Origin of the sequence: Vibrio fluminensis (assembly GCF_015278125.1) — a bacterium.
Classification (GTDB): Bacteria; Pseudomonadota; Gammaproteobacteria; order Enterobacterales; family Vibrionaceae; genus Vibrio; species Vibrio fluminensis.
Genome location: NZ_JADILO010000003.1, coordinates 1 through 24782, shown reverse-complemented (window position 1 = coordinate 24782; position 24782 = coordinate 1). Strand labels below are relative to the sequence as shown.

Annotated in this window: 20 protein-coding genes; 8 read left to right on the top strand and 12 right to left on the bottom strand. The window is 44.5% G+C overall.

Features of this window, described 5'->3' with window-relative positions; all coding sequences use genetic code 11:
* Window positions 1-31: 31 nt before the first annotated feature.
* From IRQ95_RS03865 to norR, 6 genes are all read right to left on the bottom strand, one after another.
* Entirely contained in the window at window positions 32-1360 is a 1329-nt protein-coding gene (locus tag IRQ95_RS03865) for an MATE family efflux transporter (protein ID WP_194435692.1), read from the bottom strand.
* 107 nt (window positions 1361-1467) lie between these two features.
* Window positions 1468-3390, bottom strand: a complete 1923-nt coding sequence (locus IRQ95_RS03860) for a monovalent cation:proton antiporter-2 (CPA2) family protein (RefSeq protein ID WP_194435691.1) — start codon at window positions 3388-3390, stop codon at window positions 1468-1470.
* Window positions 3390-4007 carry an NAD(P)H-dependent oxidoreductase gene (locus tag IRQ95_RS03855; RefSeq protein ID WP_194435690.1) on the bottom strand — a complete coding sequence of 206 codons (618 nt, stop codon included), beginning with the start codon at window positions 4005-4007 and terminating at the stop codon, window positions 3390-3392. The genes IRQ95_RS03860 and IRQ95_RS03855 overlap by 1 nt, the downstream gene beginning before the upstream one ends.
* A gap of 30 nt (window positions 4008-4037) precedes the next feature.
* Window positions 4038-4670 carry an HAD family hydrolase gene (locus tag IRQ95_RS03850; protein ID WP_194435689.1) on the bottom strand — a complete coding sequence of 211 codons (633 nt, stop codon included), beginning with the start codon at window positions 4668-4670 and terminating at the stop codon, window positions 4038-4040.
* A 217-nt stretch (window positions 4671-4887) separates the two neighbouring features.
* Window positions 4888-5247 carry a glutaredoxin family protein gene (locus IRQ95_RS03845; protein ID WP_194435688.1) on the bottom strand — a complete coding sequence of 120 codons (360 nt, stop codon included), beginning with the start codon at window positions 5245-5247 and terminating at the stop codon, window positions 4888-4890.
* Between the two features lie 78 nt (window positions 5248-5325).
* On the bottom strand, window positions 5326-6909 hold the full coding sequence (gene norR, locus IRQ95_RS03840; protein ID WP_194435687.1) for a nitric oxide reductase transcriptional regulator NorR: 1584 nt from the start codon (window positions 6907-6909) through the stop codon (window positions 5326-5328).
* A gap of 227 nt (window positions 6910-7136) precedes the next feature.
* Here norR and hmpA point away from each other — a divergent pair, with 227 nt between their 5' ends.
* Window positions 7137-8309, top strand: a complete 1173-nt coding sequence (hmpA, locus tag IRQ95_RS03835; RefSeq protein ID WP_194435686.1) for an NO-inducible flavohemoprotein — start codon at window positions 7137-7139, stop codon at window positions 8307-8309.
* Window positions 8310-8382: 73 nt separating this feature from the next.
* Here the strand turns inward: hmpA and IRQ95_RS03830 are convergent, their stop codons facing one another.
* From IRQ95_RS03830 to pyrC, 4 genes are all read right to left on the bottom strand, one after another.
* Entirely contained in the window at window positions 8383-9768 is a 1386-nt protein-coding gene (locus IRQ95_RS03830) for an SLC13 family permease (protein WP_194435685.1), read from the bottom strand.
* A gap of 605 nt (window positions 9769-10373) precedes the next feature.
* Window positions 10374-11075, bottom strand: coding sequence for a response regulator (locus IRQ95_RS03825; protein ID WP_194435684.1), 702 nt, complete (start codon window positions 11073-11075; stop codon window positions 10374-10376).
* Complete coding sequence (locus IRQ95_RS03820; RefSeq protein ID WP_194435683.1) at window positions 11068-12498, bottom strand: sensor histidine kinase; 1431 nt, start codon at window positions 12496-12498, stop codon at window positions 11068-11070. The genes IRQ95_RS03825 and IRQ95_RS03820 overlap by 8 nt, the downstream gene beginning before the upstream one ends.
* 278 nt (window positions 12499-12776) lie before the next feature.
* Complete coding sequence (gene pyrC / locus IRQ95_RS03815; protein ID WP_194435682.1) at window positions 12777-13805, bottom strand: dihydroorotase; 1029 nt, start codon at window positions 13803-13805, stop codon at window positions 12777-12779.
* Window positions 13806-14052: 247 nt separating this feature from the next.
* Here pyrC and IRQ95_RS03810 point away from each other — a divergent pair, with 247 nt between their 5' ends.
* The 3 genes from IRQ95_RS03810 (at window position 14053) to IRQ95_RS03800 (ending at window position 19535) form a co-directional block, all read left to right on the top strand.
* The gene (locus IRQ95_RS03810; protein ID WP_194435681.1) at window positions 14053-15864 is read left to right on the top strand and encodes a hybrid-cluster NAD(P)-dependent oxidoreductase; all 1812 of its coding nucleotides are present in this window, start codon (window positions 14053-14055) and stop codon (window positions 15862-15864) included.
* Window positions 15865-16821: 957 nt separating this feature from the next.
* Complete coding sequence (locus IRQ95_RS03805) at window positions 16822-18153, top strand: nucleobase:cation symporter-2 family protein (protein WP_194435680.1); 1332 nt, start codon at window positions 16822-16824, stop codon at window positions 18151-18153.
* 2 nt (window positions 18154-18155) lie between these two features.
* Window positions 18156-19535 carry an amidohydrolase family protein gene (locus tag IRQ95_RS03800; protein WP_194435679.1) on the top strand — a complete coding sequence of 460 codons (1380 nt, stop codon included), beginning with the start codon at window positions 18156-18158 and terminating at the stop codon, window positions 19533-19535.
* 74 nt (window positions 19536-19609) lie between these two features.
* Here the strand turns inward: IRQ95_RS03800 and IRQ95_RS03795 are convergent, their stop codons facing one another.
* Window positions 19610-20491, bottom strand: a complete 882-nt coding sequence (locus IRQ95_RS03795) for an alpha/beta fold hydrolase (protein ID WP_194435678.1) — start codon at window positions 20489-20491, stop codon at window positions 19610-19612.
* A 327-nt stretch (window positions 20492-20818) separates the two neighbouring features.
* Here IRQ95_RS03795 and IRQ95_RS03790 point away from each other — a divergent pair, with 327 nt between their 5' ends.
* The 3 genes from IRQ95_RS03790 to IRQ95_RS03780 all read left to right on the top strand — a co-directional run bounded on the left by IRQ95_RS03790 (window position 20819) and on the right by IRQ95_RS03780 (window position 22468).
* Window positions 20819-21286, top strand: a complete 468-nt coding sequence (locus IRQ95_RS03790) for a GNAT family N-acetyltransferase (protein WP_194435846.1) — start codon at window positions 20819-20821, stop codon at window positions 21284-21286.
* A 248-nt stretch (window positions 21287-21534) separates the two neighbouring features.
* On the top strand, window positions 21535-21849 hold the full coding sequence (locus IRQ95_RS03785; protein WP_194435677.1) for a YkgJ family cysteine cluster protein: 315 nt from the start codon (window positions 21535-21537) through the stop codon (window positions 21847-21849).
* A gap of 427 nt (window positions 21850-22276) precedes the next feature.
* Window positions 22277-22468, top strand: coding sequence for a YqaE/Pmp3 family membrane protein (locus IRQ95_RS03780; protein ID WP_194435676.1), 192 nt, complete (start codon window positions 22277-22279; stop codon window positions 22466-22468).
* Between the two features lie 184 nt (window positions 22469-22652).
* Here IRQ95_RS03780 and IRQ95_RS03775 read toward each other — a convergent pair whose 3' ends face one another.
* Entirely contained in the window at window positions 22653-22874 is a 222-nt protein-coding gene (locus IRQ95_RS03775) for a hypothetical protein (RefSeq protein ID WP_194435675.1), read from the bottom strand.
* A gap of 521 nt (window positions 22875-23395) precedes the next feature.
* Between IRQ95_RS03775 and IRQ95_RS03770 the strand changes: the two genes are divergently transcribed.
* Entirely contained in the window at window positions 23396-24604 is a 1209-nt protein-coding gene (locus IRQ95_RS03770; protein ID WP_194435674.1) for a NupC/NupG family nucleoside CNT transporter, read from the top strand.
* The last annotated feature ends 178 nt before the right edge of the window (window positions 24605-24782 follow it).

Here is a 24782-nt window from a genome sequence, read left to right as displayed (position 1 = left end):
TAGGTTAACGTTTGGTTAAAAATAATGCAACCTATTTTGCTTCAACTCGTTGCTCAACTTGAGAGACCGCATTTTGGTACATAAACCAAGCGCAAGTGCCAGCGGCAATATTACCAATAAGTGCTCCCCAGAAGATGCCTTCAATACCGCCAAGTGTCGAACCCACCCAGAGGCAGGGTAAGAAGAAAGCAAATAAGCGCAAAGCAGAGATGGTGAGCGCGGTATAGGACTTACCAAGCGCATTGTTAATTGAAACCATTAACATACAAATACCGAGTGGGCCTAAACTGAATGGCACAATCATCAAATGCCAATCTAAGATCTGTTCGACTTTGATATCACTGGTCATCAAGCGGGCTAGGAAGCCGCTGCTCACAAATGTTATTAGCGCGATGACGAGTTGAGATGCCAGCACATATTTACAGGCGATGATCACCAGTTGGCGGATCTCGTTGATCTTATTTGCACCTAAAAGGCGCCCAACCATCGGTGGCATCGACATAGTCAGCGCTAGCACTGCTACGATGGCGAAAAACTCATAACGTGAGCCTAACGCCCATGCCGCGACAGCAGCCGTGCCATATCCCGCAAGCAATTTGGTGGCTAACATTGAAGAGAGCGGTGGCAGCAATTGGCTTATCATTGCAGGGCCCATGATGTTGCCAATCGATTTTAAGCTGGCAGGTAGATCGAGGTCATGCCAATCAAAGCATATCCATTGTTTGCGAGTCACTTTTGGCGCGACGATAAGAATACCAATCCCAAAGGCCACGATAGTCGCGATTGCTGCACCATTGATCCCTAGATCAAAAGTGAAAATGAATAACGGATCGAGTGCAAGGTTGATAAGGCTAGTTACCATCATCAAAGTGCCTGGGAGCATGGTGTTGCCATTGGCACGACAAACACTGTAGAAGAAATAGAGTAATGCCCCTGTCCATGAACTGATCAACCAGTAAACCCAGTAGCTATCAATAATTGGAAAAACAGTTTCAGGTGCACTGAGGAGCGATAGTAGAGGTTCACGCAATAGGTAGATAAGGACCCCAAATAACGCGACACCCACTGAACCCATTGCGATAACCAGTCCACCAAGTTGTTGCGCATAGCGAGTTTTGTTCGCACCAATCGCCTTGGCAATTACAGCGGTGGTTGCAATACCTAGCCCAACTTGAATACCAATAATGATCATTTGAATTGGTAAGGTGAAGCCTTGGGCTGCAAGGGGCAATATACCTAGCTGACCGATGAAAGCACTGTCGACAAGCTGGAAGCTCATCAAAGAGAGTACGCCAAATAGCATTGGCCAAGTCATATTAAATAACTGTCTTGCTAGTGATGTGTTTTGGGTGGTTGTCATAATTACTTGCGCGCTAGTTATAAATAAGCCGAGGAAGACCTCGGCTTAGGATGTGGCTAGTTTACTCGATATCGATTTTTATTCGAGTAGCTAGCAGTTAAAACACTTTAAAGATTTTCTTTAAAATCTTCAGCATACCCTTTTGGTGGGGGCGTCCAACCTCGTTCATCATTGTTGTGTTTATCGGCTCGATCGGTCGCGAGAGCCAGTTTTATCTGTTCTTCAAGATGAATAAACAGCTGACGATAGTTGTTGTCGAAACGTTCACCAGACGCATCATCAAGCCATGCTTGGTACAGCATGTCTGACTTTTTATCTTCTACACGTTTATAGCTGGCTTTTTGTTGCTCAACATGGAATGGGTGTTGGCCCAATTCACGCAGAGCATGTGCACCCAGCTCAATAGCGGAGTGGTAGGTTTCAGATTCAATGATATCTGCGCCCGCTTGGCGAAGTAAGTAACTGTCACCACGGTCAAATGCACGCGCAAGGATCTTTACTTTTGGATAAGTGTGCTTGATGTGTTTCACCAAGGCGAGTGAAGCGTCTCGGTTATCCATCGCTACTACGACCATGGCGGCTTCTTCAATCCCCGCTGTGTGGAGAAGATCTGGACGCGTGGCATCGCCAAAGTAAGCTTTTGTATTGATTTGACGTACCATATCTACTTGATCTGCTTGGTGGTCGAGCACAACCGTTTTAATACCATTGGCAACCAATAGACGATTGATTATCTGACCAAAACGACCAATACCCGCAATAATCACTGTGCCTTTCTCATCAATTTCATCCGCTTCACCTTCATTAGACGCCTGTTGGTAGCGCGGCAGAATCACCTTATCAAATAAGATAAAGAGTCCAGGAGTGAGGAACATCGACAGCGCCACGACTAAAGAAAGTGTTTGTGCAATATCGAGCGGAATGACGTGGTTTTGCGTGGTAAAGCTCAAGAGCACAAAACCAAATTCACCGGCTTGCGCCAAGCTGAGCGTGAATAACCAACGGTTGCTCTTACGAATTCTAAAGCAAAATGCCAGTACGTAGAGTATTGATGCTTTGAGTAACATCACGCCAAGGGTTAAACCGATGATAAGGAAGAAATCATCAAATAGAATGCCGAAGTTGATTCCTGCGCCCACAGTAATGAAGAACAAGCCGAGTAATAGCCCTTTAAATGGGTCAATATTGGACTCTAGCTCATGGCGGAATTCACTGTTTGCCAGTACAACACCTGCGAGGAATGTGCCTAAAGCAGGAGAAAGACCCACTAGGCTCATCAGTGCCGCAATGCCGACGACTAGCATTAGTGCGGTAGCGGTAAAGATCTCACGCAAACCTGAGCTAGCAACAAAGCGAAATAGTGGGCGGCTGAGGTAGTGGCCCCCAACAACTAAGCCCGCAATAGAGATAACGATGACGAGTGCATAGCCCCAACCAGGTAAACCTGCCACGAGGCTTAATTCTTCGTGATGTTCTGCGGCGCTAGAAGCGGCTGTTTGTGCTTTTTCGACCAGTTCAGGTAATGCCAATAGCGGAATAAACGCCAGCATTGGGATAACGGCAATGTCTTGGAATAGCAAGACTGAGAAGGCATTTTGCCCACCTTCGGTTCGTGTTAATCCTTTTTCATTAAAGGTTTGCAATACAATCGCCGTTGAAGAAAGGGCGAAAATCAAACCAATCGCTAGGGCGATGGTCCATGGCTGCTCAAAGACTAACGCGATGCCCATTACGGCTGCTGTTGTTGCGCCAACTTGTAAACCGCCTAAACCCAATAGGCGATTGCGCATGTTCCACAGCATTTTTGGCTCGAGTTCTAAGCCAACCAAGAACAGCATCATTACCACGCCAAATTCAGCAAAATGTTGAATAGTAGTGGTTTCTTCACCGACTAAACCAATGATTGGGCCGATCACGACACCTGCAATCAAGTAGCCCAATACCGAGCCTAACCCGAGGCGTTTGGCGATTGGCACGGCAATCACGGCTGCAACGAGGTAGATAAAGGCTTGCAGAAAATAACCTGTCATTATTTATCTCCTAAGATCAGCTGCTTGAGGTATGGATTGAGCTTTTCAACTTCATAAGCGCGTTTGTAGTCAAACTGATCGTTGACTAACGCGTTGAGTAATTTTTTCCAACGCTCGACATGCTGTGTGATGCGACCTTCTTCTTTCGCGGTACGAGCGCCAAAAAGGGCAAGAGGCGCCATATACTTCATGCCAGTGAGTGCGGCCATTTGCTCCATAGGGTAGAGCAGCTCGCGAATGGTGAAGTGGTTGTAACCCTCAGTTTGATAGGCATCAGCTCGGCCGCCAGCTGATAAAGCGCATAAGAAGTGTTTTCCTTTGAGCGCAGTACCTTGGCTGCCATAGGCAAAACCATACTCTAATACCAAGTCTTGCCACTCTTTAAGCATTGCTGGTGTGGAGTACCAGTAGAGTGGAAATTGAAAAATGATCACATCGTGTTCCACTAAACGCTTTTGTTCGCGGTCGATATTGATGTTGTAGCTTGGGTATTCGTAATAAAGATCAACGGTGGTAACACCTTCAATATTTTTGGCAGCATCGAAGAGTGGCTGGTTTACTTCCGAACGATGTTGGGACGGATGAGCGTATAAAACCAGCACTTTATTTTTAGGCATTGTTGGCTTCCTACCATATTATTGAAATTGTTACCTATTGTTACTCGGATTGTCTAAATTTAGCAACACGGTTAAGTCATTTAAGTGTGGAACCACAACAGAAGCTTGGTGCTCAAAAGGCTTTTCAACACCGTGATTGACTAGGCAGGAGGGCATATTGGCGTTATAAGCGGCTTGCAAATCATAAAGGTAGTCACCGACATACAGGACTTCTTTAGGGGCAAGTTGCCATTCATCGGCGAGAGAGTTGAGTGCATCAGGAGCGGGTTTAGGGGCGAAATGCTCACGACTGATGATGCGTTCGATATTGAGGTTATTGTGTTTTACTTTAGCCGAAGCGGCTTCAAAACAATTGCGGGTAATGATTGCCGTGTGCAGATCTTTAAACTCGATATAACGTAGTATCGTGACACATCCGGGCATTGGATAAGAACTTCTAGCATCTTCCAGTTCATGGTCGAGGATTCTCTGCTCTGCGTTTGCGCGCTGGTTAGGGCACGTTATCTCTTCGGTGAAAGTCAGTAGATCCCTGTCGGCTGGGCAACCGAGTTCATCGCGTAGCCAGAAAAAGTCCATATCTGAGCTGACTAGCGTGTTATCGAGGTCAAATACAATCGCTTTGATGTTTTGTGGTTCAAATGGTACTACGGTGAATTTATCCATAAAATCACGCTCCTTATCCCATCTGCTCCTCAACATTTGAGGCGCTTTCAATTGAGAGTAGTGGCTGCTATTCCACTTGCTTAACCCACGTCACAGTGTCCATTTACTGTGTGCTGCTTATAGGTGAGGTAAGCACTGGTCATTGATTTATCCTTCCTACTTTATGCGGTAGAAAGGATATATCTATATGATTTTAAGATAGTTGCTTGCGAGGGTTTTAGGCAAACTCTTTTTCTAAATAAGCGACGATGTCCGAAGATTCATACATCCACTTAACGCCGTTTTCGCTTTCAATTCTGAGGCACGGTACTTTGACTTTACCGCCACCAGTTTCAAGCTCAGTTCGGTGTTGCGGATCGTTTTTGGCGTCTCTCAAATCAAACTTTACTGATTGGCGTTTCATCGAGCGACGTACTTTGACGCAAAAAGGACATGCTTCAAATTGATACAGTGCCAATTGCTCTGCTTTTTGATCGACTAATTGTTGAGCTTCAGCTGAACGTTTTACGCCACGAGGAGAGAAGACAAAATCTAATACAAGAATAATGCGGCCCAAGATCCAACGGATGACTTTCATAACATTCCTTTCTAGTTCATATAATTATATCTGCCATTGTAACAACTAAGCTACATCGTATAAACAATAACATTTCGATCAGTAATCAATCTTGTGTTGTTTGGTCACTTGTATACCCAATCTTTTTGCTAAGCGAACTAGGTTTGCTCGATCGACTTTAAGTTCTCTCGCTGCTTGAGCCCAGTTAAATTTCGCTTGCTCTAGAGCGGCAATAATCAACTTCGCCTGATACTCATCTGTCGCTTGGCGTAGATCTTTCACTGCGACAGTGTGGGTAATAACATCTTTAGCGGATGGCTTTGATGGGGCGATGGTAACGTCATGATGATCTAATGCGAGATCAATAGCACTGACAGAGATGGTGCCTGCTCGGCTACTTTTTGCTCGTGCTTTTAGTGCCGCACGATTGATCACATGTTCCAGTTCGCGTACGTTGCCTGGCCAGTCATAACGGGGTAATTGTACCAGAGCATCTCTGCTGAATTTAAGTTGAATAATGCCTAGTTTTTTGCGTGCTTGCTCAAGAAAGTAACCCGCTAATAGCACCGCATCCTCTTCACGTTCACGCAAGGGTGGGACATGCAAAGGGTAAACACTCAGGCGATGGTAAAGGTCGGCACGAAAATGACCTTGCTCTACCTCATTTTTGAGGTTGCGATTAGTTGCAGCCAGAACTCTGACATTAATGCTTTGCACCGAGTCTTGACCCACCGGTTGGATTTCATTGTTCTGTAAAGCACGTAATAGCTTACTCTGTGCCGTTAAGCTTAACTCGCCAATTTCGTCGAGAAATAGAGTACCACCATCGGCGAGAGCAAATTTGCCTAAGCGAGATTTGTCGGCTCCAGTAAAGGCGCCTTTGACGTGGCCAAACAGCTCACTCTCAATCAGGGACTCAGCGATGGCAGCACAGTTAACATAAATTAACGGCTGGTGGCTGCGAGACGATTGATGATGAAGGCTGCGGGCAACGAGCTCTTTACCCACCCCGGTTTCGCCGTGGATAAGAATGGTAAAGTCAGATGGAGCGACGACGGAAATATCGTCTTTGAGGTTTTGCATTGCACTGCTGTTACCAATAATTTCGCCACCATCCCGTTCCCATACTTCTTGGTTTAATTCTTCCAATTTTTGTTGGGTCTGTTTGGCTTGTTGTTCAAGTTGAGAAACGGTTAACGCCACCTTAAGGTGTGAGGCAACAATTGCCGAGAGTGCGTCTAAGCTACGTTCAGGAATCGCATCAAATATATTTGGTGTGAGGCTGTCAAAGGTGAGTACGCCAAGTAGCTGGTCAGCATAGATGAGCGGCAAGCCCATACAAGCGTGCATTGGCAATTCACCGTCGTAATCGAGTAGTAAACCATCAAAGGGATCTGGTAAGTCTGAGTCCGCATCAAAGCGTACCACGCCTTCCGCTAGGCAAATCTGCTCAAAACGGGGATGGTCGCTGACTTTAAAACGGCGACCTAGCGTATCACGAGTAACACCTTGGATAGCGAGAGGGACTAAGGTATCTCCCTGCAAGCCTAAGAGAGCGACGCAATCACACTGGACTGCTTTACGGATCGCATCGAGCAACTTATTGAAGCGGTCTTGATCGTTGTGACCACTGGCTAATCCTGCTGTCATATCCAGCAAGGTTGAAATCGAAATATCTTGCATGAGCTAACCTTAAATGAGTGCATTTATTATTGTAGTGTCATTTTGACTTGAAATAAAGATGTCTTTTTGACCTGAAATTTAAGGCTAACTTGCTGAAAATTAGTTGAATTAAGGATTTATCAACTTGGCATTGTTCCTGCTTATAGAGCATGAGTTCTCAAAATAGAGAATCATGCTCAAGTAGTTTGTCGTGACTTGGGTATAACAATATCAGGAGAAAAACTCTTATGCTCAACGAAAACCATATTGCTGTTGTTAAAAGTACAATTCCTTTGCTTGAAGGTGCCGGTCCTGCTTTAACGCAACATTTTTATCAACGCATGTTTAGCCACAACCCAGAGCTAAAAGACATCTTCAATATGACTCACCAACAAACGGGGCGTCAGAGTGTTGCGCTGTTTGAGGCTATTGCTGCTTACGCCAAAAATATCGAAAACCTTTCTGCGCTAACTCAAGCGGTAGAGCGCATCGCTCATAAACACACCAGCTTCAATATTCAAGCTGAGCACTATCAGATTGTTGGTCATCATCTTATCGAGACCCTTCGCGAACTCGCACCAGAGGCCTTTACTCAAGAAGTCGAAGAGGCTTGGACTGCTGCCTATCTATTCTTGGCACAAGTGTTTATTAACCGTGAAGAAGAGATCTATCAGGCAAATGAGAGTACTAATGGTGGCTGGCGTGGCGCACGTGAGTTTGTCATTTACAAAAAAACGCCTGAGTCTGATTTGGTCACCAGTTTTGAATTGCGCCCAGCAGATGGCGAAGCAATTGCTGATTTTCAACCAGGACAGTATTTGGGTATTGAAGTAAAACCTAGTAATGGTGAACATGTAGAGATCCGCCAATATTCTTTGTCACAAGCGCCTAATGGCACAAGTTACCGCATCTCGGTGAAACGCGAAGGCACGCAAGATGCGGAAGGTTCATACCAAGGGCTAGTCTCTCATTACCTACATAACGAGTTACAAGCAGGCGACTCATTAATGGTTTACCCACCAGCGGGTGAGTTTTTCTATAAAGTAACCGATAAGCCAGTAGTACTCATTGCTGCGGGTGTGGGTGCGACACCAATTCAAGCTATGGCGCAGACTTTAGCTACTGAAGGTAAACAAAACGTTAGCTACTACTATGCTTGTGAGACTAAGTCACAGCATACTTTTGCTCAAGAAACAGAGGCTTTAATTGGCCAGCATGGTTGGCAGCATCAAGTTTGGTTGCGTGACCAAGATGGCATGATGGACCTTACGCAGGTTGATTCATTACCGCTAGCTGACGGTGAGTTTTATCTTTGTGGCCCCGTGGCTTTTATGGAATTTGCCGTAAAACAGCTCGATCAAATGGGTGTTTCTCGTGACCGCATCCACTATGAGGTGTTTGGTCCACACGCGTACTTATAAGTGAATCTTTAAGCTATGACAAAGCTCCCTGAGTGGGAGCTTTGACGTTATTGACGTTTAAAGTTTTACAACACTACCAAAATAAGATGGCAATTGCGGTTAGTATCGCAATACAAACCACGTTCAGAATAAAGCCAACTCGCATCATTTCATTTTGCTTGATCTTACCTGTGCCAAACACGATGGCATTGGGTGGTGTCGCGACCGGCATCATAAAGGCGCAAGACGCTGCGAGCGCAATTAACACTGATAACATAATCGGCGACATACCGAATGCTTCTGCGACACTTGCAAACAGTGGGATAAATAACGCAGACAGAGCGGTATTACTCACAAACTCAGTGAGAAAAACGACGAATGCGGTCACCAACATCACCACCAATACGATGCCTAAATCGGCAACAATTTGACTCAATGCTGTCGCCAGAAACGCGCTGGTCTCGGTAGTTTTTAAAATATTGCTTAAGCAGATACCACCACCAAACAGCAACAAAACGCCCCAGTCGGTGGTCTTTTCAATGTCTTCCCAGTGCACTACTCGGCAAAAACTCACAGCGATAATGGCGCCGAGTGCGATTACGGTATCAAAGCTTTTTAGCCCGCCAATCATGGCGTTAATTGGGGTGCTGAAAATCCAGAAAGTAACTGTGGTGAGAAAGATGCCCAGTGTAACCACTTTGCCTTTATCCCAATCGATCGCCGCCGTGTTTAACTCAAAGTCGCCCTTTAGATCCGGTTTAAGTAAGAAATAAAGTACCGCGATAGAAACCGGTAGCAGCAATGCTGCGATAGGTAAACCAAAGCTCATCCATTCAGTGAAGGTTAAGCCGACTTCAGCTGCCGCGATAGCATTGGGCGGGCTCCCGACGATGGTGCCCATACCGCCTATACTTGCGCTGTAAGCAATACCGAGGAGAACAAAGACGTGGGTGCTGTGACCGCTCTTTTCATTCACTTTATTCAGTATGCCTAATGCCAACGGTAACATCATGGCGGTGGTAGCGGTGTTGCTGATCCACATCGATAGAATGGCGGTGACACCAAACAGCATAAAGACAGCAACACTCAGTTGCCCTTTGGCGATAATCAGTACTTTATCGGCAATGACTTGATCAAGACCTTGTCTATGCATTGCTGCGGCGAGGGCAAAACCACCAAGGAAGAGAAAGATAATCGAGTTGGCGAAACTGTTTAATGCGGTTTGGGTATTAAACACTCCGAATATAATCGCTAAAACAGGGACTAATATGGCGGTAATCGTGACGTGTAGCGCTTCAGTTAGCCACAATATGGCGATAAAGACGAGGATACTTAAACCTAGTACGACGTTAGGTTCAAAAGGGAGGGTCAGGTACATCACGGCAAATAGGATAATATCGGCAATGATGATTAGGCTATTGCGATTGATCAACCATTCCCGCGTATTGGTCGGTAGCGGTACGCTATCGTTCTTATTCATTATACGTTTCCTTTCTAGGCTTTTATTGAGCTGACGATATTGTTGTACTTATTTTTGTAGGGCTTCTTTGTTTCGCTTGTGCTGGCGAGACATGAAAACATTCAACCAATCTAAAATGAAGATGTTGTTGAATTGTATCTATTTAACAATAAATTAAACTCGCCGTAGCTAAGCGTTGTGTAAAGAAATTGCAGGTAGGTATAAAGAAAGTATAAAGATTTGTTTAGTATCACTAATGCTTATGATAAGCATCAATGAGGGTTGTTGTTACCTTGTCATGTTGATCTTTGTGGTTAGCCAATAACAGCAGTAATAGCGTTTACTATGACGAGGTTCATTATGACGATAGCAAAAAAAAACCAGTAACTGGCTACAATTACTGGCGGAACGCGATGACATGCATCGGGAATAAATTTCTTACGAAATAATAGTGACACCTTAATTGACAAGGGACACCGCATCAGAAGGTTAGCAGTGCTTTACTCAACTAGGTTGCAAGTATGTTAACTAGTCCTAACTAAAGTTGTTGTATGGATTTTCGTGCTAGATATAAAGATTTTATATAGACAACCTCGCTAGAGAAGTGGATTCAAATTGCTATTTGCTCAATCGGCTACTAGCTCGTTCAGTCGATAACCAATACCCGTCTCGGTGACAATGTGTTTGGGTTGCGCAGGGTCGCGTTCTAGCTTTCTTCGCAGCTGTGCAATATGGATACGAACGTAGTGCGTATGTTCGGTGTAATTGTTCCCCCATACTTCTTTTAATATCTGCTTATGAGTGAGCACCTTACCTGCATTCTTACATAAGTATTTCAGTATGTTGTACTCGGTTTTGGTTAGTTTAATGCTCTCACTATCGCGCGTGACTTGTTTTAACGCGAGATCAATCGTGATGTCTGACATTTGAAAGCGCAGCGGTGCAGTGACGGAGTCTTGATTGGCTAATCTAAGTGCCACGCGAACTCGAGCAAGGAGCTCTTCACGGCCAAAAGGTTTGGTTAAATAGTCATTTGCTCCTGCGTCTAGCGATGCGACTTTATCAGACTCTAGTTCTCGAGCTGAGATCACAATGATCGGTGTATTGGTCCATGAGCGCAGTTCGTGGATTAGGTTGATTCCATCTAAATCAGGTAATCCAAGGTCGAGCAGGATCAAGTGTGGTGACCAATTTGCTGTGATTTGTAACCCTTGCTTGGCAGTGTCTGCGGTTTTGACTTGGTAATCATGCCCACCAATTAATACGTTAAGAAATCGGCAAATAGGCTGCTCGTCTTCAATGATTAATATTTTCGTTTCGCTATTCATCGGTAACGCACCTCTGTAGATCAAATAAGCGGCAAGGAATGGTGACATGAAACTGCACGCCATCGTCTGCGATATTGTGCACGGTGATTTGCCCGCCATGTGCGGAGACAATCACATCGCAAATGGCTAAGCCTAGCCCAGTTCCATCAACATGATTGTTTTCGAGTCGGTAGAAACGGTCGAAAATCTTGCTAAGTTCATTGTCGGGGATTGGGTCACTGGTGTTGGTGATCACAAAGTGAAAGCCACCATCGCAGTAATAGAATTGAATCCATATTTCGCTATTTTCCGGGCTATATTTCGCAGCATTCTCAATCAGGTTGCCGATCACTTGCTCGATAAGTAGGGCATCAATATCAACCAACATAGGGGCGCCTTCGAGTCTTAATTGATGAGAGGTTAATTGGTGTTTAAATTGAGCTAATACGCTACCAATGAGCTCTTCGGGCTCTGTCCAATCGCGTTTAATCTCGCAGGAGCCAGTGGTGTAGCGAGTAATATCGAGCAGTTTGGTTAAACTTTGATTTAAGCGTTCCCCTTGATTGGCAATGGAGTGCAGTAACTCCCGCTGGACTTCATCGCTTAAATGTAAGTGTTGATCACATAAGGTTGTCGCTGAACCAATGATCGCCCCAAGTGGCGTTTTTAAGTCATGTGACACAGAGGCGAGTAGCGTGGTACGTACTTGCTCCACCTGATGGTTGGCTTCGGCTTGCGACAGTGCGGATATTGCGTCTGCTCGCCCAAGTGACACCGCGACTAACGAGATGAACCAGTCGTCGATTCGTTCTGCCTGCTGCTTATCTAGCACCAATACCGCAAGCTGTTTGGCGTCATTGGTAAAGCTTAGATAAGTGAAGTTGTCAGGTAAGGTATCGATTGTCTGCGCGCCTAATTGGGCGGATAAATTACCGCTACTCCTTGCAAGACATTGTGCATTATTGCCACAGCTCAAAATTGCCGATTCGATTTGATAGTTGTGATGTAAAAAGTTCACCGCTTGATTCGCCACTTGCTCTGCCTTGGTTGAGCAAGAGAGTTGCCGAGACAGCGCATTTTGCGCTTCGAGCTTTTTCCGTAAGCGCTGATTTTTGGCGAGCTGCTTACGCTGTGACTGCGTTAAGTGGACAACAAAGATCCCGCTCAACGCCAGGACCAAATAGGTGATGAGGTAATGGCTATCTTGAAACTTAAACGAGTTGAAATCAGGTAGAAAGAAGTAATGGAAGCTCGCGATATTGATAATACAGATGGTGTAAGCATGGCTTGGCTTGAGAATAAAACCGCAGACAATATTGATCAGCAAAAACAGCATTGCCACATCTGTCTCTATTAACGCCTTTCGGCTCAATAGACCAATCATTGTCAGCAGGGCGCTGAGAAATAGCGCAAAAAATAGGTTGTAATGCTCTTTTGTTTTCATAATTAACACATTAACAACAAGTGTATTTACTTAATACTTGATAGGCATTATTTGCGCAATAGGGGTGTTGTGAAATTGATTATGAAGTCGTGCTAGCTAGGCAGTGAATTTACAATTAAATCTTTATAAAACAGTTTGTTATTTATTTTATTAGACTCGATTAGGATTTATTGTGTTGTCAATTAAAAACAGCAATGAGAGGGCTTGTTGCGGTGATAAAGCAATAAAAAAGGTCTGACATCGCTGTCAGACCTGATTATCAATTTGCACTAAGAAGGTTATTTAACCGTCCAAGTCACTTGCTCGCCCGCTTTAATTGGTACCACGATATCGGCGCCAAATGGCATGCTTGCGGGTACGTCCCATGACTCTTTGGTGAGTGTCACGGTATCAGTGTTACGCGGCACACCGTAAAAATCAGGACCATTGTGGCTTGCGAATGCTTCTAGGTGCTCTAGCTTACCTTCTTGTTCGAACACTTCTGCATACAACTCGAGTGCTGCGTGAGCCGTGTAAGAGCCTGCACAGCCACAAGCGGCTTCTTTTTTTTCTTTTGCGTGAGGCGCAGAGTCAGTACCTAGGAAGAACTTCTTGCTGCCGCTGGTTGCTGCTGCCACAAGCGCTTGCTGGTGGGTGTTGCGCTTAAGGATTGGCAAGCAGTAGAAGTGAGGCTTAATACCGCCGACTAACATGTGGTTGCGGTTGTACATCAGGTGATGTGCCGTAATAGTTGCCGCGACATTGTCGTTAGCGTTAGCAACAAAGTTGGCTGCATCGGCAGTGGTGATGTGCTCTAGAACGATCTTTAGGTTCGGGAAGTCATTGACGATTGGTGCAAGTACGGTTTCTAGGAATTGCTTTTCACGGTCAAAGATGTCGACATCATGATGAGTGACCTCGCCGTGCACCAGTAGCAACATGCCCACTTCTTCCATCGCTTCTAAAACGTGGTAGATGTTTTTCGCTGACGTTACACCTGAATCAGAGTTGGTTGTGGCACCAGCAGGGTAAAGCTTAGCAGCGACTACATTGCCAGATGCTTTCGCTTTGCGGATTTCATCAGGAGTGGTGTTATCAGTGAGGTAAAGTGCCATCAGTGGCTCGAATTGCTCGCTTGGCTTTTCTGCCATAATGCGTTCGCGGTAGGCAAGGGCAAGTTCAGTATTGGTAATCGGTGGGATGGTGTTCGGCATGATCAGCGCGCGACCGTTATAGCGGCTAATGTCTCGCACGGTATCCTTTAATACTTCGCCATCGCGAAGGTGTACGTGCCAGTCATCCGGACGAGTAATCGTAATAGTTGTCATGTTAGCTCCCACCATGAGTAAGTTGTCTGATTGGAGCCTAAGCAATTGTTTCTATGCAAAACGCATAGGCTTAGGCGACAGGATGATAGAGGAAAGCGATGAGGATTTCACCCCATTTTTTGTTCTAGTAGTCCGTTTGTTGAACAAATAGCCAAACGTTTGCTTTTTTCTTGCCGTGGTTCCGTACTATGATAGCCAAGCTCAAAAACCAAATATAATGGGCAAGACATACTTGGAAGGAATAGCAATGACAGCCTCTACACTCTCTCAAATCAACGTCTATCCAGTGAAATCTGTCGGTGGGGTTTCTCTCTCTACTGCTTGGGTTGAAAAGCAGGGGCTGATGTTTGATCGCCGCTTTATGTTGGCACTTGCTGACGGCTCTATGGTAACCGCACGTAAGTATCCGCATATGGTGAAAGTGAGCTCGGTATTAACACCAGATGGATTGATTTTTACCGCGCCTAATCAAGCGCCACTTAAGATTCGCTATACGGACTTTAAGATGCAGCCAACACCAGCAACCGTATGGAGCGACACTTTTGAAGCGTTTACTACGCATGATGAAGCGGATGATTGGTTTAGCGAAGTGTTGGGTAAGCGTGTTGAATTGCTCTTTACCGGTGAGCAATCGCAACGTGTGCGTGACAAACTTGGTCACAATGTCAGTTTTGCCGATGGCTACCCATTACTGCTGATCAGCCAAGGATCACTGGATGAATTGAACCGACGTAGCCAAGAAGTGCATGCGATGGATCAGTTCCGCACCAACTTGGTTGCTTCAAGTACAGAACCTTTCGTTGAAGACAGCTGGAAGCGCATTCGTATCGGTGAAGTTGAGTTTGAAGCGGTTAAACCTTGTGAGCGCTGCATTTTGACCACTGTTGATGTCAGAACTGGTGAACTTAGACCAAGCAAAGAGCCGTTGAAGACCTTATCGGAGTTCCGCGCGAATGAATTTGGCGGTGTGTTTTTCGGACAAAATCTAGTGGCGAAAAATGAGGGTATGATCCGTGCAGGTGATGAAATCGAAGTATTGGAATACAAGGACAAAGAGTTTTATCCGGATAACTCACCAAAACAACACGTACTTAAATGTATTGAACGTGAAGATATTGCTCGAGATTTTACGACGTTCTGGTTAGAAAATTCGGCAACCTTGCCATATAAGCCGGGGCAACATTTGCCGATTGAGGTAGAAGTTGATGGGCAAAAAATCGCTCGTCGCTATACCTTGTCTTCATCGCCATCTCGACCAGACAAGCTGGCGATTTCGGTGAAACGCATTGCCGATGGTCGAGTCTCTAATTGGTTAGCCGATCATCTCCAAGTGGGCGATGAGTTAGTGTGCCAAACTCCGGATGGTGCATTCCACATCGAAGAACACCACCAAACGCCAACATTGCTACTTTCTGCTGGTAGTGGTGTCACGCCGATGCTGTCAATGCTGCGTTTTATGGCAGATAAGAATCAGTTGGACGACGTGGTGTTTTATCATCAATGTCGTGCAGAAGAAGATATTCCTTGCCGCGATGAGTTAGAAACCTTAGCCAGAGAACATCAAGGTTTAACGCTACTCATCTCGCTGTCTCAAGCGCCACTAAACTGGTTCGGTTTGAAAGGACGGTTGAGTGCAATGCACTTGAAACAAGTGAAAGATCTTACGCGTCGTGACGTATACGTTTGTGGTCCAGATGGCTTTATGCAGCAGGCGAAATCACTGCTATTGCAAGCCGGCTTAGATGAGTCGAAATACCATCAAGAAGCCTTTACCGCAGTAAAAGTGGCTAGCCAAGTGAAGCAAGAAGTCAGTGTTACGGTAAATAGCCAGAGTTTTGCCGGTGACAACCAGCGCTCTCTATTGGAGCAAGCAGAAGATGCGGGGATTAATATTCCAAACAGTTGCCGAGCTGGTTTGTGCGGTGCGTGCCGTGTCAAAGTGGTGCAGGGGCAAGTTAATCACCCTGATGTACCTGCTTACGAGCATATTGATGCAGCAGGTGGTGAAGTCTTGGCTTGTTGTGCAGTACCGAAGACGGATGTTGAAATCGCCTATTAGAGTTTTATACGCGGGGCGTGTTAGTTATTGAGAGAAAGGCTGCTTATGGAATAGAGCAGCCTTTTTTGTCATTTTATTTAGACGATGACGTCCCCCTCTTTATGTCATTTCCGCGAAGGCGGAAATCTCGCTTTTGAATTTGATTATGTGGATGAGTGAGTTGATTTTGTATGTCCCGCTCAAAGCAGCGAGTGTTTGTTTTAGTTTACTGCAAGCGGTCCAATTACTCTTTGCTGCGCCAAAGAGTAATCAGAAAGGCGCTTTAATTATCATGCGCTGACCAGCCGGTTTTAGGCGTTCCCGACGCCGAAAACCTAAAAATGCTGTCCTGCATTTTTGCCTAGTTGAGTGCTGTTCTGGAATATTGTCATTGTCTTGGAGGCGGAAATCTCGCTGTTGATCCTTGATGGTGTGGGTAAGTGAGTCGAGTTGGTATGTCCCGCCTAGAAGTTTTCGGATTTGTTTACCTTTTGTGTAAGCGGTCCAATTACTCTTTGCTGCGCCAAAGAGTAATCAGAAAGGCGCTTTAATTTATCATCCGCTGACCAGCCGGTTTTAGGCGTTCCCGACGCCGAAAACCTAAAAATGCTCTCCTGCATTTTTGCTTAGTCGAGTGCTGTTCTGGAATATTGTCATTGTAGTGAAGGCGGAATCCCGCATTTCTATTTCAGGGTAATGGATTTGAATTGTTAGTTACGATAAAAATATTTAATCGAGCAAACGTTTGCGCAACGCAAATATTACGTTAGAATCAGCCGCACATCAAAAACGGTGATGCTGATAACACTTTTCGTCTCATTTGCATCCCATCGACTCAATTTTTGAAACACCAAAACTAAAAAAACAAACTCACGGTTTGCGTCGCTTATTAGCGTATGCAGGCTTTGTACAACCTAAATTTGCCGTTGATAACTTTGTTAAGTGAAAAGTTACCAATCGCTAAGTACTCAAGTTTTTATGAATACTCACCAAGCTAATCAATCAACCACGAACATTGATGAAAAAATTTCTATCCCTCGCTCGCTCTCTTTGGGTGCTCAGCACGTACTGGCGATGGATCTCTACATTGTGCCAATTATTCTTGCGAGTTTGCTGTCGTTAACGGTCGCGGATACTTCATCTTTGATTCAGATGACGTTTGTTGTCGCCGGTCTTGCTACCATTATTCAATCACGCGGTTTATTAAAGCTACCGGTGATGCAAGGACCTTCTTACATTCCTATTGGTGCCGTCGCTGCGATTGGTAAAACTCTCGGAATGGGCGCAGTGTATGGTGCCTTGATTCCAGTGGCGATTTTCGTGGCTCTGTTAGGTAAGCCTCTGAACATATTTAGTAAACTGGTACGTAAATTTGTTCCCCCTATTGTTGGTGGCACGGTGATTATCGTTGTGGGAATTTCACTGCTACCCGTTGCTTTTAATGGCATTTATAGCGGCGAGCAGGCGAACCAAAACATTGTTATTGCCTTAGTGAGCATTGTTTCACTGTGTAGCTTTATCCTACTTGGTTGTATGCACAAGCGTTTGCATTGGCTGCGTTTAACTTCGGTCTTGGGTGCGATTATTCTGGGTACGATTGCAGCGACCTTCTACGGTATGAGTGACTTTTCATCGGTAGCTAAAGCGGCGTGGGTACAATTGCCGACTCTGCTACCATTTGGCGAACTGACGTTTGATCCTATTGCGATCATGACCATGCTATTTATCTCAATGATTGTTCTGGTTGAGACAACCGGTACTTGGTGTGCGGTGAGTGCTGTAACTGGCGTTGAGCTTGAAGATGAGCGTCTTAACCGTGGTGCAACGGGCGAAGCGGCAGGTCATTTCCTTTGCTCACTGCTAGGTGGTAGCCCAGTGACTGGTTACTCAACGAATGCGGGCATTATTGCTGTAACGGGTGTTGCTTCACGCCGCGCGATTATTGCGGGTGGTTTTATCCTGTTGGTGTTGGGTTTAATGCCAAAACTGACTAGCTTAATTGCTTCGATTCCTCATGCGGTTATCTCAGGGATCTTCTCGGTGATCTGTGTGGTGATAGCGATGAATGGCTTCCGTGTTATCCAAAACATTCAGTTGTCTGAGCGCAATATGCTGGTAGTAGGTTTGCCAATTATGCTGTCACTTGGCGCCGTTTTAATGCCGCGTGAGCTGGTTTATGCCTTGCCGGAGTTGGTGGGTTACCTGGTTAACTCGGGTATTGCGATCGGTGCTTTAGCCGCGGTAATCCTGAACTTTGTTCTTCCTGAAGATCGCGTAGTAAATGAAACGCCAGTTGAGAGTGAAGCATAATAATGAACACACCAATCTATAACATTGATAATATCCAGTTTGCGATTGTCGGCGATACGTTTCATACACCGATTAAAGGCGAGTTTGAGTTCATTCGTGATTACCTCATTTTGGTTAATCTGGATGGTGATATTGATGCCACCTTCACGACTGAACACCCTTCGTATCAAACACTGCTGAACGTATTAGCAGAACAAGGCAAACTGCAAACATTACGTCAAGGTCAATATTTGATGCCGGGCTTAGTGGACCTGCATTGTCACGCGCCACAATGGCCGCAAGCAGGTAAAGGGTTAGACTTGCCGCTCTATGATTGGTTACAAAACTACACGTTCCCGTTGGAAAATCGTTATCAAGACGTCGAGTTTGCGCAGTCTATCTATCAAGATGTGACCAAAACTTTGTTGGCAAACGGAACGACTAGTGCGGTTTATTTCGCGTCGATTCATCGCGAATCGACCGAGTTGCTGGCAAAAACCTGTTTGGACCTTGGTCAACGCGCCTATGTCGGTAAAATCAACATGGATAATGTTGAGCAGTGCCCAGATTTTTATCGTGAAAATGACATTGCTCAAGCGTTTGCTGAGACTGAAGCCTTTGTTAGTAACGTATTTACCCTGCAAGGTAATGATAGTGGTCTGGTCAGCCCGGTGATTACGCCGCGTTTCGTACCAAGCTGCACTCCTGAGATGCTCAATAAGCTTGGATCTTTAGTACAAAAATACGATCTGCACATGCAAACCCATTGCTCTGAAAGTGATTGGGCGCGTGATTATGCCTTACAGCACTATGGCATGAGTGATGTTCAAATCTATGCGGATGCGGGTTTGTTAAATAACAAATCAGTGTTGGCACATTCGATCTTTTTAACCGAGCAAGATGTTGAGTTGATCAAGCAATTTAACGCGGGTATCGCTCACTGCCCACTCTCTAACATGTTCTTTGCTAATGCAGCAATGCGAACCCGAGAACTGCTCGATAGCGGTGTACAAATTGGTTTGGGAAGCGACATTGCTGGCGCACCATCGCCTTCTATTTTCCGCGCAGCCTTTGACGCGGTCGCTCATTCACGTGTGCGTGAAGAGGGTGTTGATGTCAATTTGGCGGCAGGTGAGCGTGGTACCGCTAACGCTCGCATCAGTTTTGTTGAAGCGTTCTGGATGGCAACCGCTGGTGGTGCGAAAGTGCTTGATGCCAGAACAGGCGTATTGAGCGCCAAGCATCATTTTGATGCTCTCGTGCTTGAAGCGAGCCCATTGATTGGCAACCTACGCATTTGGCCGGAGTTTGACACGCCACGTGATATTCTAGAAAAAATCGTCTGCTTAGCGCAAAAAGAGAATATCCAGCAAGTTTGGGTGCAAGGGAAACGCGTTATATAACGACAAAGGTCTAGCCATTGGGCTAGACCTTTGTGAATAGGCCCAATGAAATTGGGCACTCCTAGTCACTCACGTCAAGATGATGACTCTACAGACTTAATTGCTTCCATCAGAGTTTCGTTGAACTCATTCGGTTTTTCTAGCATAGGGAAGTGCCCAGAGTCTTCAATATAATAGATGCTGTAGTCTTTAATGTGTTTGCTATTTTCTTCCGAATTCGTCGGCCACAACCGAGCATTCACAAGGACTACGGGCACATTAACACTTTCATACACTCGGCTTGCTTCACCGCTGACATATTGACCTAAGTAATGACGAAATTGGTTAATGGCGATAGTGGGTGGTGCAGACGCCATATCTTCCGTTACCCAATAAAGTAACTTTTCATCGACGTCTGGTGGTAACGCGCCTTTGACGAATGCGGTCATTCCATCGTGAAAGTTATCTTCAAACGGTTTGGTCATTAGGTCAAGGTCGGCTTGTGACAGCTCTATTCCCACGTTCTGTGAGGTATCGACACCAATAATACCAATCACTTTATTCGGCATTAATTTGGCTGCTTCAGCGATAACTCCGCCTGCCATCGAGTGCCCAACCAAGATGACAGAGTCGAGCTTTTCTTTTTCAATAACCGCTTTAATGTCATTCGCAAAAGAGAGCATAGTGAACTCTTCTCGGTTGAATGATGAATTTCCATGCCCAGCTAAATCCATGGTGATTACTTTGTATTTTTTTGTAAAGTAGCCAATCTGGTTTTGCCAAAGTCTGCTATCTAAACTCCAGCCGTGAATGAAGATAAGCGCCGTCTCGCCGCCCTCAGTCACGCTATAAGCGATTCTTTCACCATCATTCGCAATCGCCGCTCCATACCTAATGGCAGTATTGCTCGCTAAAGCCATCATGCTATTTAATGACATGATTACGAATAATGTCACCGCTAAAATTAAACGTTTCATAGTTTCTCTCTGCTAACTTATGAGGGCTCATATCAAGCCCCTTTCTATCAATATAGTCACTATAAACTGTGAAGTTATAGACAGGTCAACATTGATTTTGAGAGATGTTGAGTCACGATAGTTAACCTTAAATTATTGGTCATGCAGGTTAAGCTAAATTGCTTACGTATTCCAACAAGGAGTAGTGGTTTATTGCCCTGCGGTTAGTCGAGTTGTCTAAAAATAACGAGCGTGAGTTAATCTTTTTCACTAAGCGGAATAATTCTGTATTTTAATTAAGAAATTTTCGGTCTAAGAACTCAGTCAGAAGTAATAAGGATGTATAAATTGGAATTAAAGTATCGTTCAGCTGAATTTGATGATTTGGAAAGTCTTGTGGCTTTGCTTTCAAATGACCCACTTGGTAGCAAAAGAGAAGATGCATCTGTTCCGTTGAATAGTGCATATGTTGAAGCGTTCGAAGCGATTGTACAAGACTCAAACAACGAGTTACTTGTTGCAGAACTGGAAAACGCTCTAGTCGGAATGCTTCAAATAACCTTTATTCCTTACCTGACGCATATTGGTAGTTGGCGCTGTCTTATCGAAGGTGTTCGAATCCATAGTGACTATCGAGGGCAAGGTTTCGGCGAGCAAATGTTTGCACATGCTATCGAGCTAGCAAAAAGCAAAGGCTGTACAATCGCTCAGTTAACAAGTGACAAGCAGCGTCCTGATGCAATCAGGTTCTACGAAAAACTTGGATTCAAAGCAACACATGAAGGGTTTAAACTTGCGTTGTCGGCTGTGTGCTAACAAACATTTAAGTAAATTAGATGAGTTTAAAAAAGCAGTAAGTCAGTGTTTGCAGGACTAATAGCTAAAGCGTTGAAAAAATGGGAAAGTCTTCTCTATTAAATACCATCTGAGTTGAAGGAATTGGGTCTCAGGTTTTTTAGTTACTTAGTTTAGCGTATGGCTGCATAAGTCAGCGAACGCAGAAATAAAGGTAGTTTGTACTTGATTTGCGGTATCATGTGCAATTCTCCAAACTGTAGCTACTTATGAACATACCCATCACCACATTACCCACTTCGTCCTCAAATGTATCTTGCTCAAACTGTAAAGCATGCTGTTGTCGCCTTGAAGTGATGATTATTTCTGACACGGGAGTGCCAGAACACTTTATCAAACGTGATGAGTACGGTGGTGAGACAATGATGCGTTTAAATGATGGTTGGTGTGCTGCTTTAGATAGAGACAGTTTAATGTGTACAATTTATGAAAATCGTCCTTGGATATGTCGTGAATTTGAAATGGCTTCGTATGAATGTTTAGATGAGCGCGATAAATATATCAGTCCAGTTATTAAGGGGTGATTTGCCTGTGGGTTGTAATTTACTGTAAGCCCGGTGAATGCCGCACTGATATCTAATGGCACCTAAAATTACAACCGAAAGAAGCGATTGACGACGTTATAATAAGCAAAGATTATTGTCTTTATTGCGTCAGATTGGGGTGAGTTTTCAATCAAAGTTTCGCGTACGTTGAATTAAATTTATAAAACGTTTAGATTGGACTGATAAACATTCGGCATTTTTGGTTGGTTTTGTTGAGCGTTTAAGGTGGCTAATTAAGTTGACTGGTCGGCTTGTTCACCACTTGACTGGCGTATGCGAAATTTGCACTCAAAAAACTTAAGTCGCAGACTCATATGGCTACGATTTCTAGAGTGGTTTATAAACAGTAATAGAAATCAACATTTAAATTCTTACGTAGAATCAAATATTTAATAAGGAAATTTCAATGAGATTACTACTAGCGTTACTTCTTCCTTGGTTTCAATTTTTCACAATTGGAAGACCGATAGCAGGGATTGTATGTTTGGTGCTTCAAATTACATTGATAGGCTGGATACCAGCAGCGATTTGGTCGGTATATGCTTTAAGCCAATATAAGACAGATCAGAAAATTAAAAATGCAATAGGCGAAGATTAATTCGCATTTAAGAGTGACTCCCAACGTTTGGTTCTTTGCCATACGTTGGTTTAATCGTTTTAAGTACCAACTGGCTCGCACAAAAAAATATTGGGTTCAATAGTGTTCATTACTTGGCTATCAGCGGGCAATCAGCGCTTTTGAGGAAAAAACTCAGCATTGTAGGAACAAAATCTAAAGCTGCTTAAACATACTCATCAATACGGTGCATTTTACGCACGACATTTTCACCTTGGTAGGTTTTTACTACCACACCGTCCTCGTTGCGTATTTGAATTTGGTTGTGTTGATTTAAAGATGCCGTTAGGTGTCCGCCTTGATTTTGCAAGCTTTGATCAATGAACTTAGTTGCCGCTTTCAAATTTTGCTGAATATGAGGCTGGTAGATCGCGTTTTCAATTCTCATGACACTTCACCTTCAGTCGGCGGATTCGCTACTATTGGGCAAAATAGCATCAAAATGGTTTTGGTTCTATGGCCCCAAGTCACAGAAATTTCTGGTGATTATGGTTGGCAGCTGCCAAAAAAAAGACCCCGCACGGAGCGGGGAAGAAGGTTGTTGTATATATTTAAAGCCAATCTGACGTAGTTAGAACGCGAGGAGTTATTCTTGAACTTCTTTAAAGGTAGAAACAAAGTTATTTTCTTGCCAATTTTTATATGCATTTAGTTGTGTTTCTTTCTGCGGTGTGATCGTGATTCCATAAATTTTGCAATCGGCCAATAAATAGACAAACGTTTGCTTGTTTAATTAATGAACGCTTGAACGTTTGCGTAAAAATATGTGATGAATGTCTCGTATCTATCGCTATACTTGCCGCCCGGTTATGGGCAAAAACCCTACCAATACAAGCCGTCACATGGACGAGTGAATGACCCCAAGGACAGGACCAGCTGTTAATTCAATGCTTGTAAAGGTGATCTTTAGTGAATGTGATTTTTGGTTTAATCGGTATCCTCGTTCTTGTTGGATGTGCAGTACTGTTGTCAGAGAGCCGTAAGGCGATCAATTGGAAAACGGTATCGCGAGCGATGCTATTACAGGTTGGTTTCGCCGCCTTGGTTCTTTATTTCCCGTGGGGGCAAGCAGCGTTAGCCAGTTTAAGTGGTGGTGTTGCCAGTCTTCTCTCTTTTGCCGATGAAGGCATCAAATTTCTTTTTGGCGATCTCGCTAATACTGGTTTTATCTTCGCTGTCCGCGTCCTTCCTATTATTATCTTCTTTAGTGCGGTTATCTCAGCGCTTTACTACCTCGGTATCATGCAACGCGTTATCGAATTCATCGGTGGTGCTATTCAAAAATTCCTCGGCACGAGTAAAGCAGAATCTTTAGTTGCTACGGGCAATATCTTCCTTTCTCAAGGTGAATCACCTCTTTTAGTTCGTCCTTTTCTTTCTCGTATGACTCGCTCTGAATTGTTCGCTGTTATGGCTGGTGGCATGGCGTCAGTAGCGGGTAGTGTACTAGGCGGTTATGCAGGTCTTGGTGTCGATCTGAAATACCTAATCGCAGCAAGTTTTATGGCAGCGCCAGGTAGCTTGATGATGGCGAAAATCATCGTTCCTGAACGTGGTACGCCAGTCGACCAATCCGATATTGAAATGGATAAAGCTCAAGACTCTAATGTCATCGATGCATTAGCAAGCGGTGCAATGAACGGTATGAAAGTAGCCGTCGCAGTAGGTACTATGCTGATTGCATTCGTGTCTGTGATTGCGATGGTGAATACCGGTCTTGAGAGCTTAGGTGAGTTAGTTGGTCTTACAGGCATCACACTACAAGGTGTGTTCGGTTACTTGTTTGCTCCTTTGGCTTGGGTAATTGGTGTTCCTTCAAATGAAGTGCTTATGGCGGGCTCGTATATTGGTCAAAAAGTGGTGATGAATGAGTTTGTGGCGTTCATCGACTTTGTTGAACATAAACAACTGCTATCAGAGCACTCACAAGTCATCATCACGTTTGCACTGTGTGGTTTTGCCAATATTGGTTCCATTGCGATTCAGCTAGGTTCAATTGGTGTCATTGCACCAGAACGTCGCTCTGAAGTGGCGAACTTAGGTCTTAAAGCGGTAGCTGCTGGTACACTAGCTAACTTAATGAGTGCTTGTTTAGCGGGCATCTTTATTCTTTTATAAGCTCGTGAATGAGTATTTATCAAAAGCGCCATCACTGATGGCGCTTCAGACTGCTGACAAAGGTCTAGCTTTTGAGCTAGACCTTTGATCTAATAGGAGTATCGAAATATGGATACTCCGATATGCTTCAAGAACCGACTCCGCAACAATACGAACTGGAAATGGTAACGATGGAACA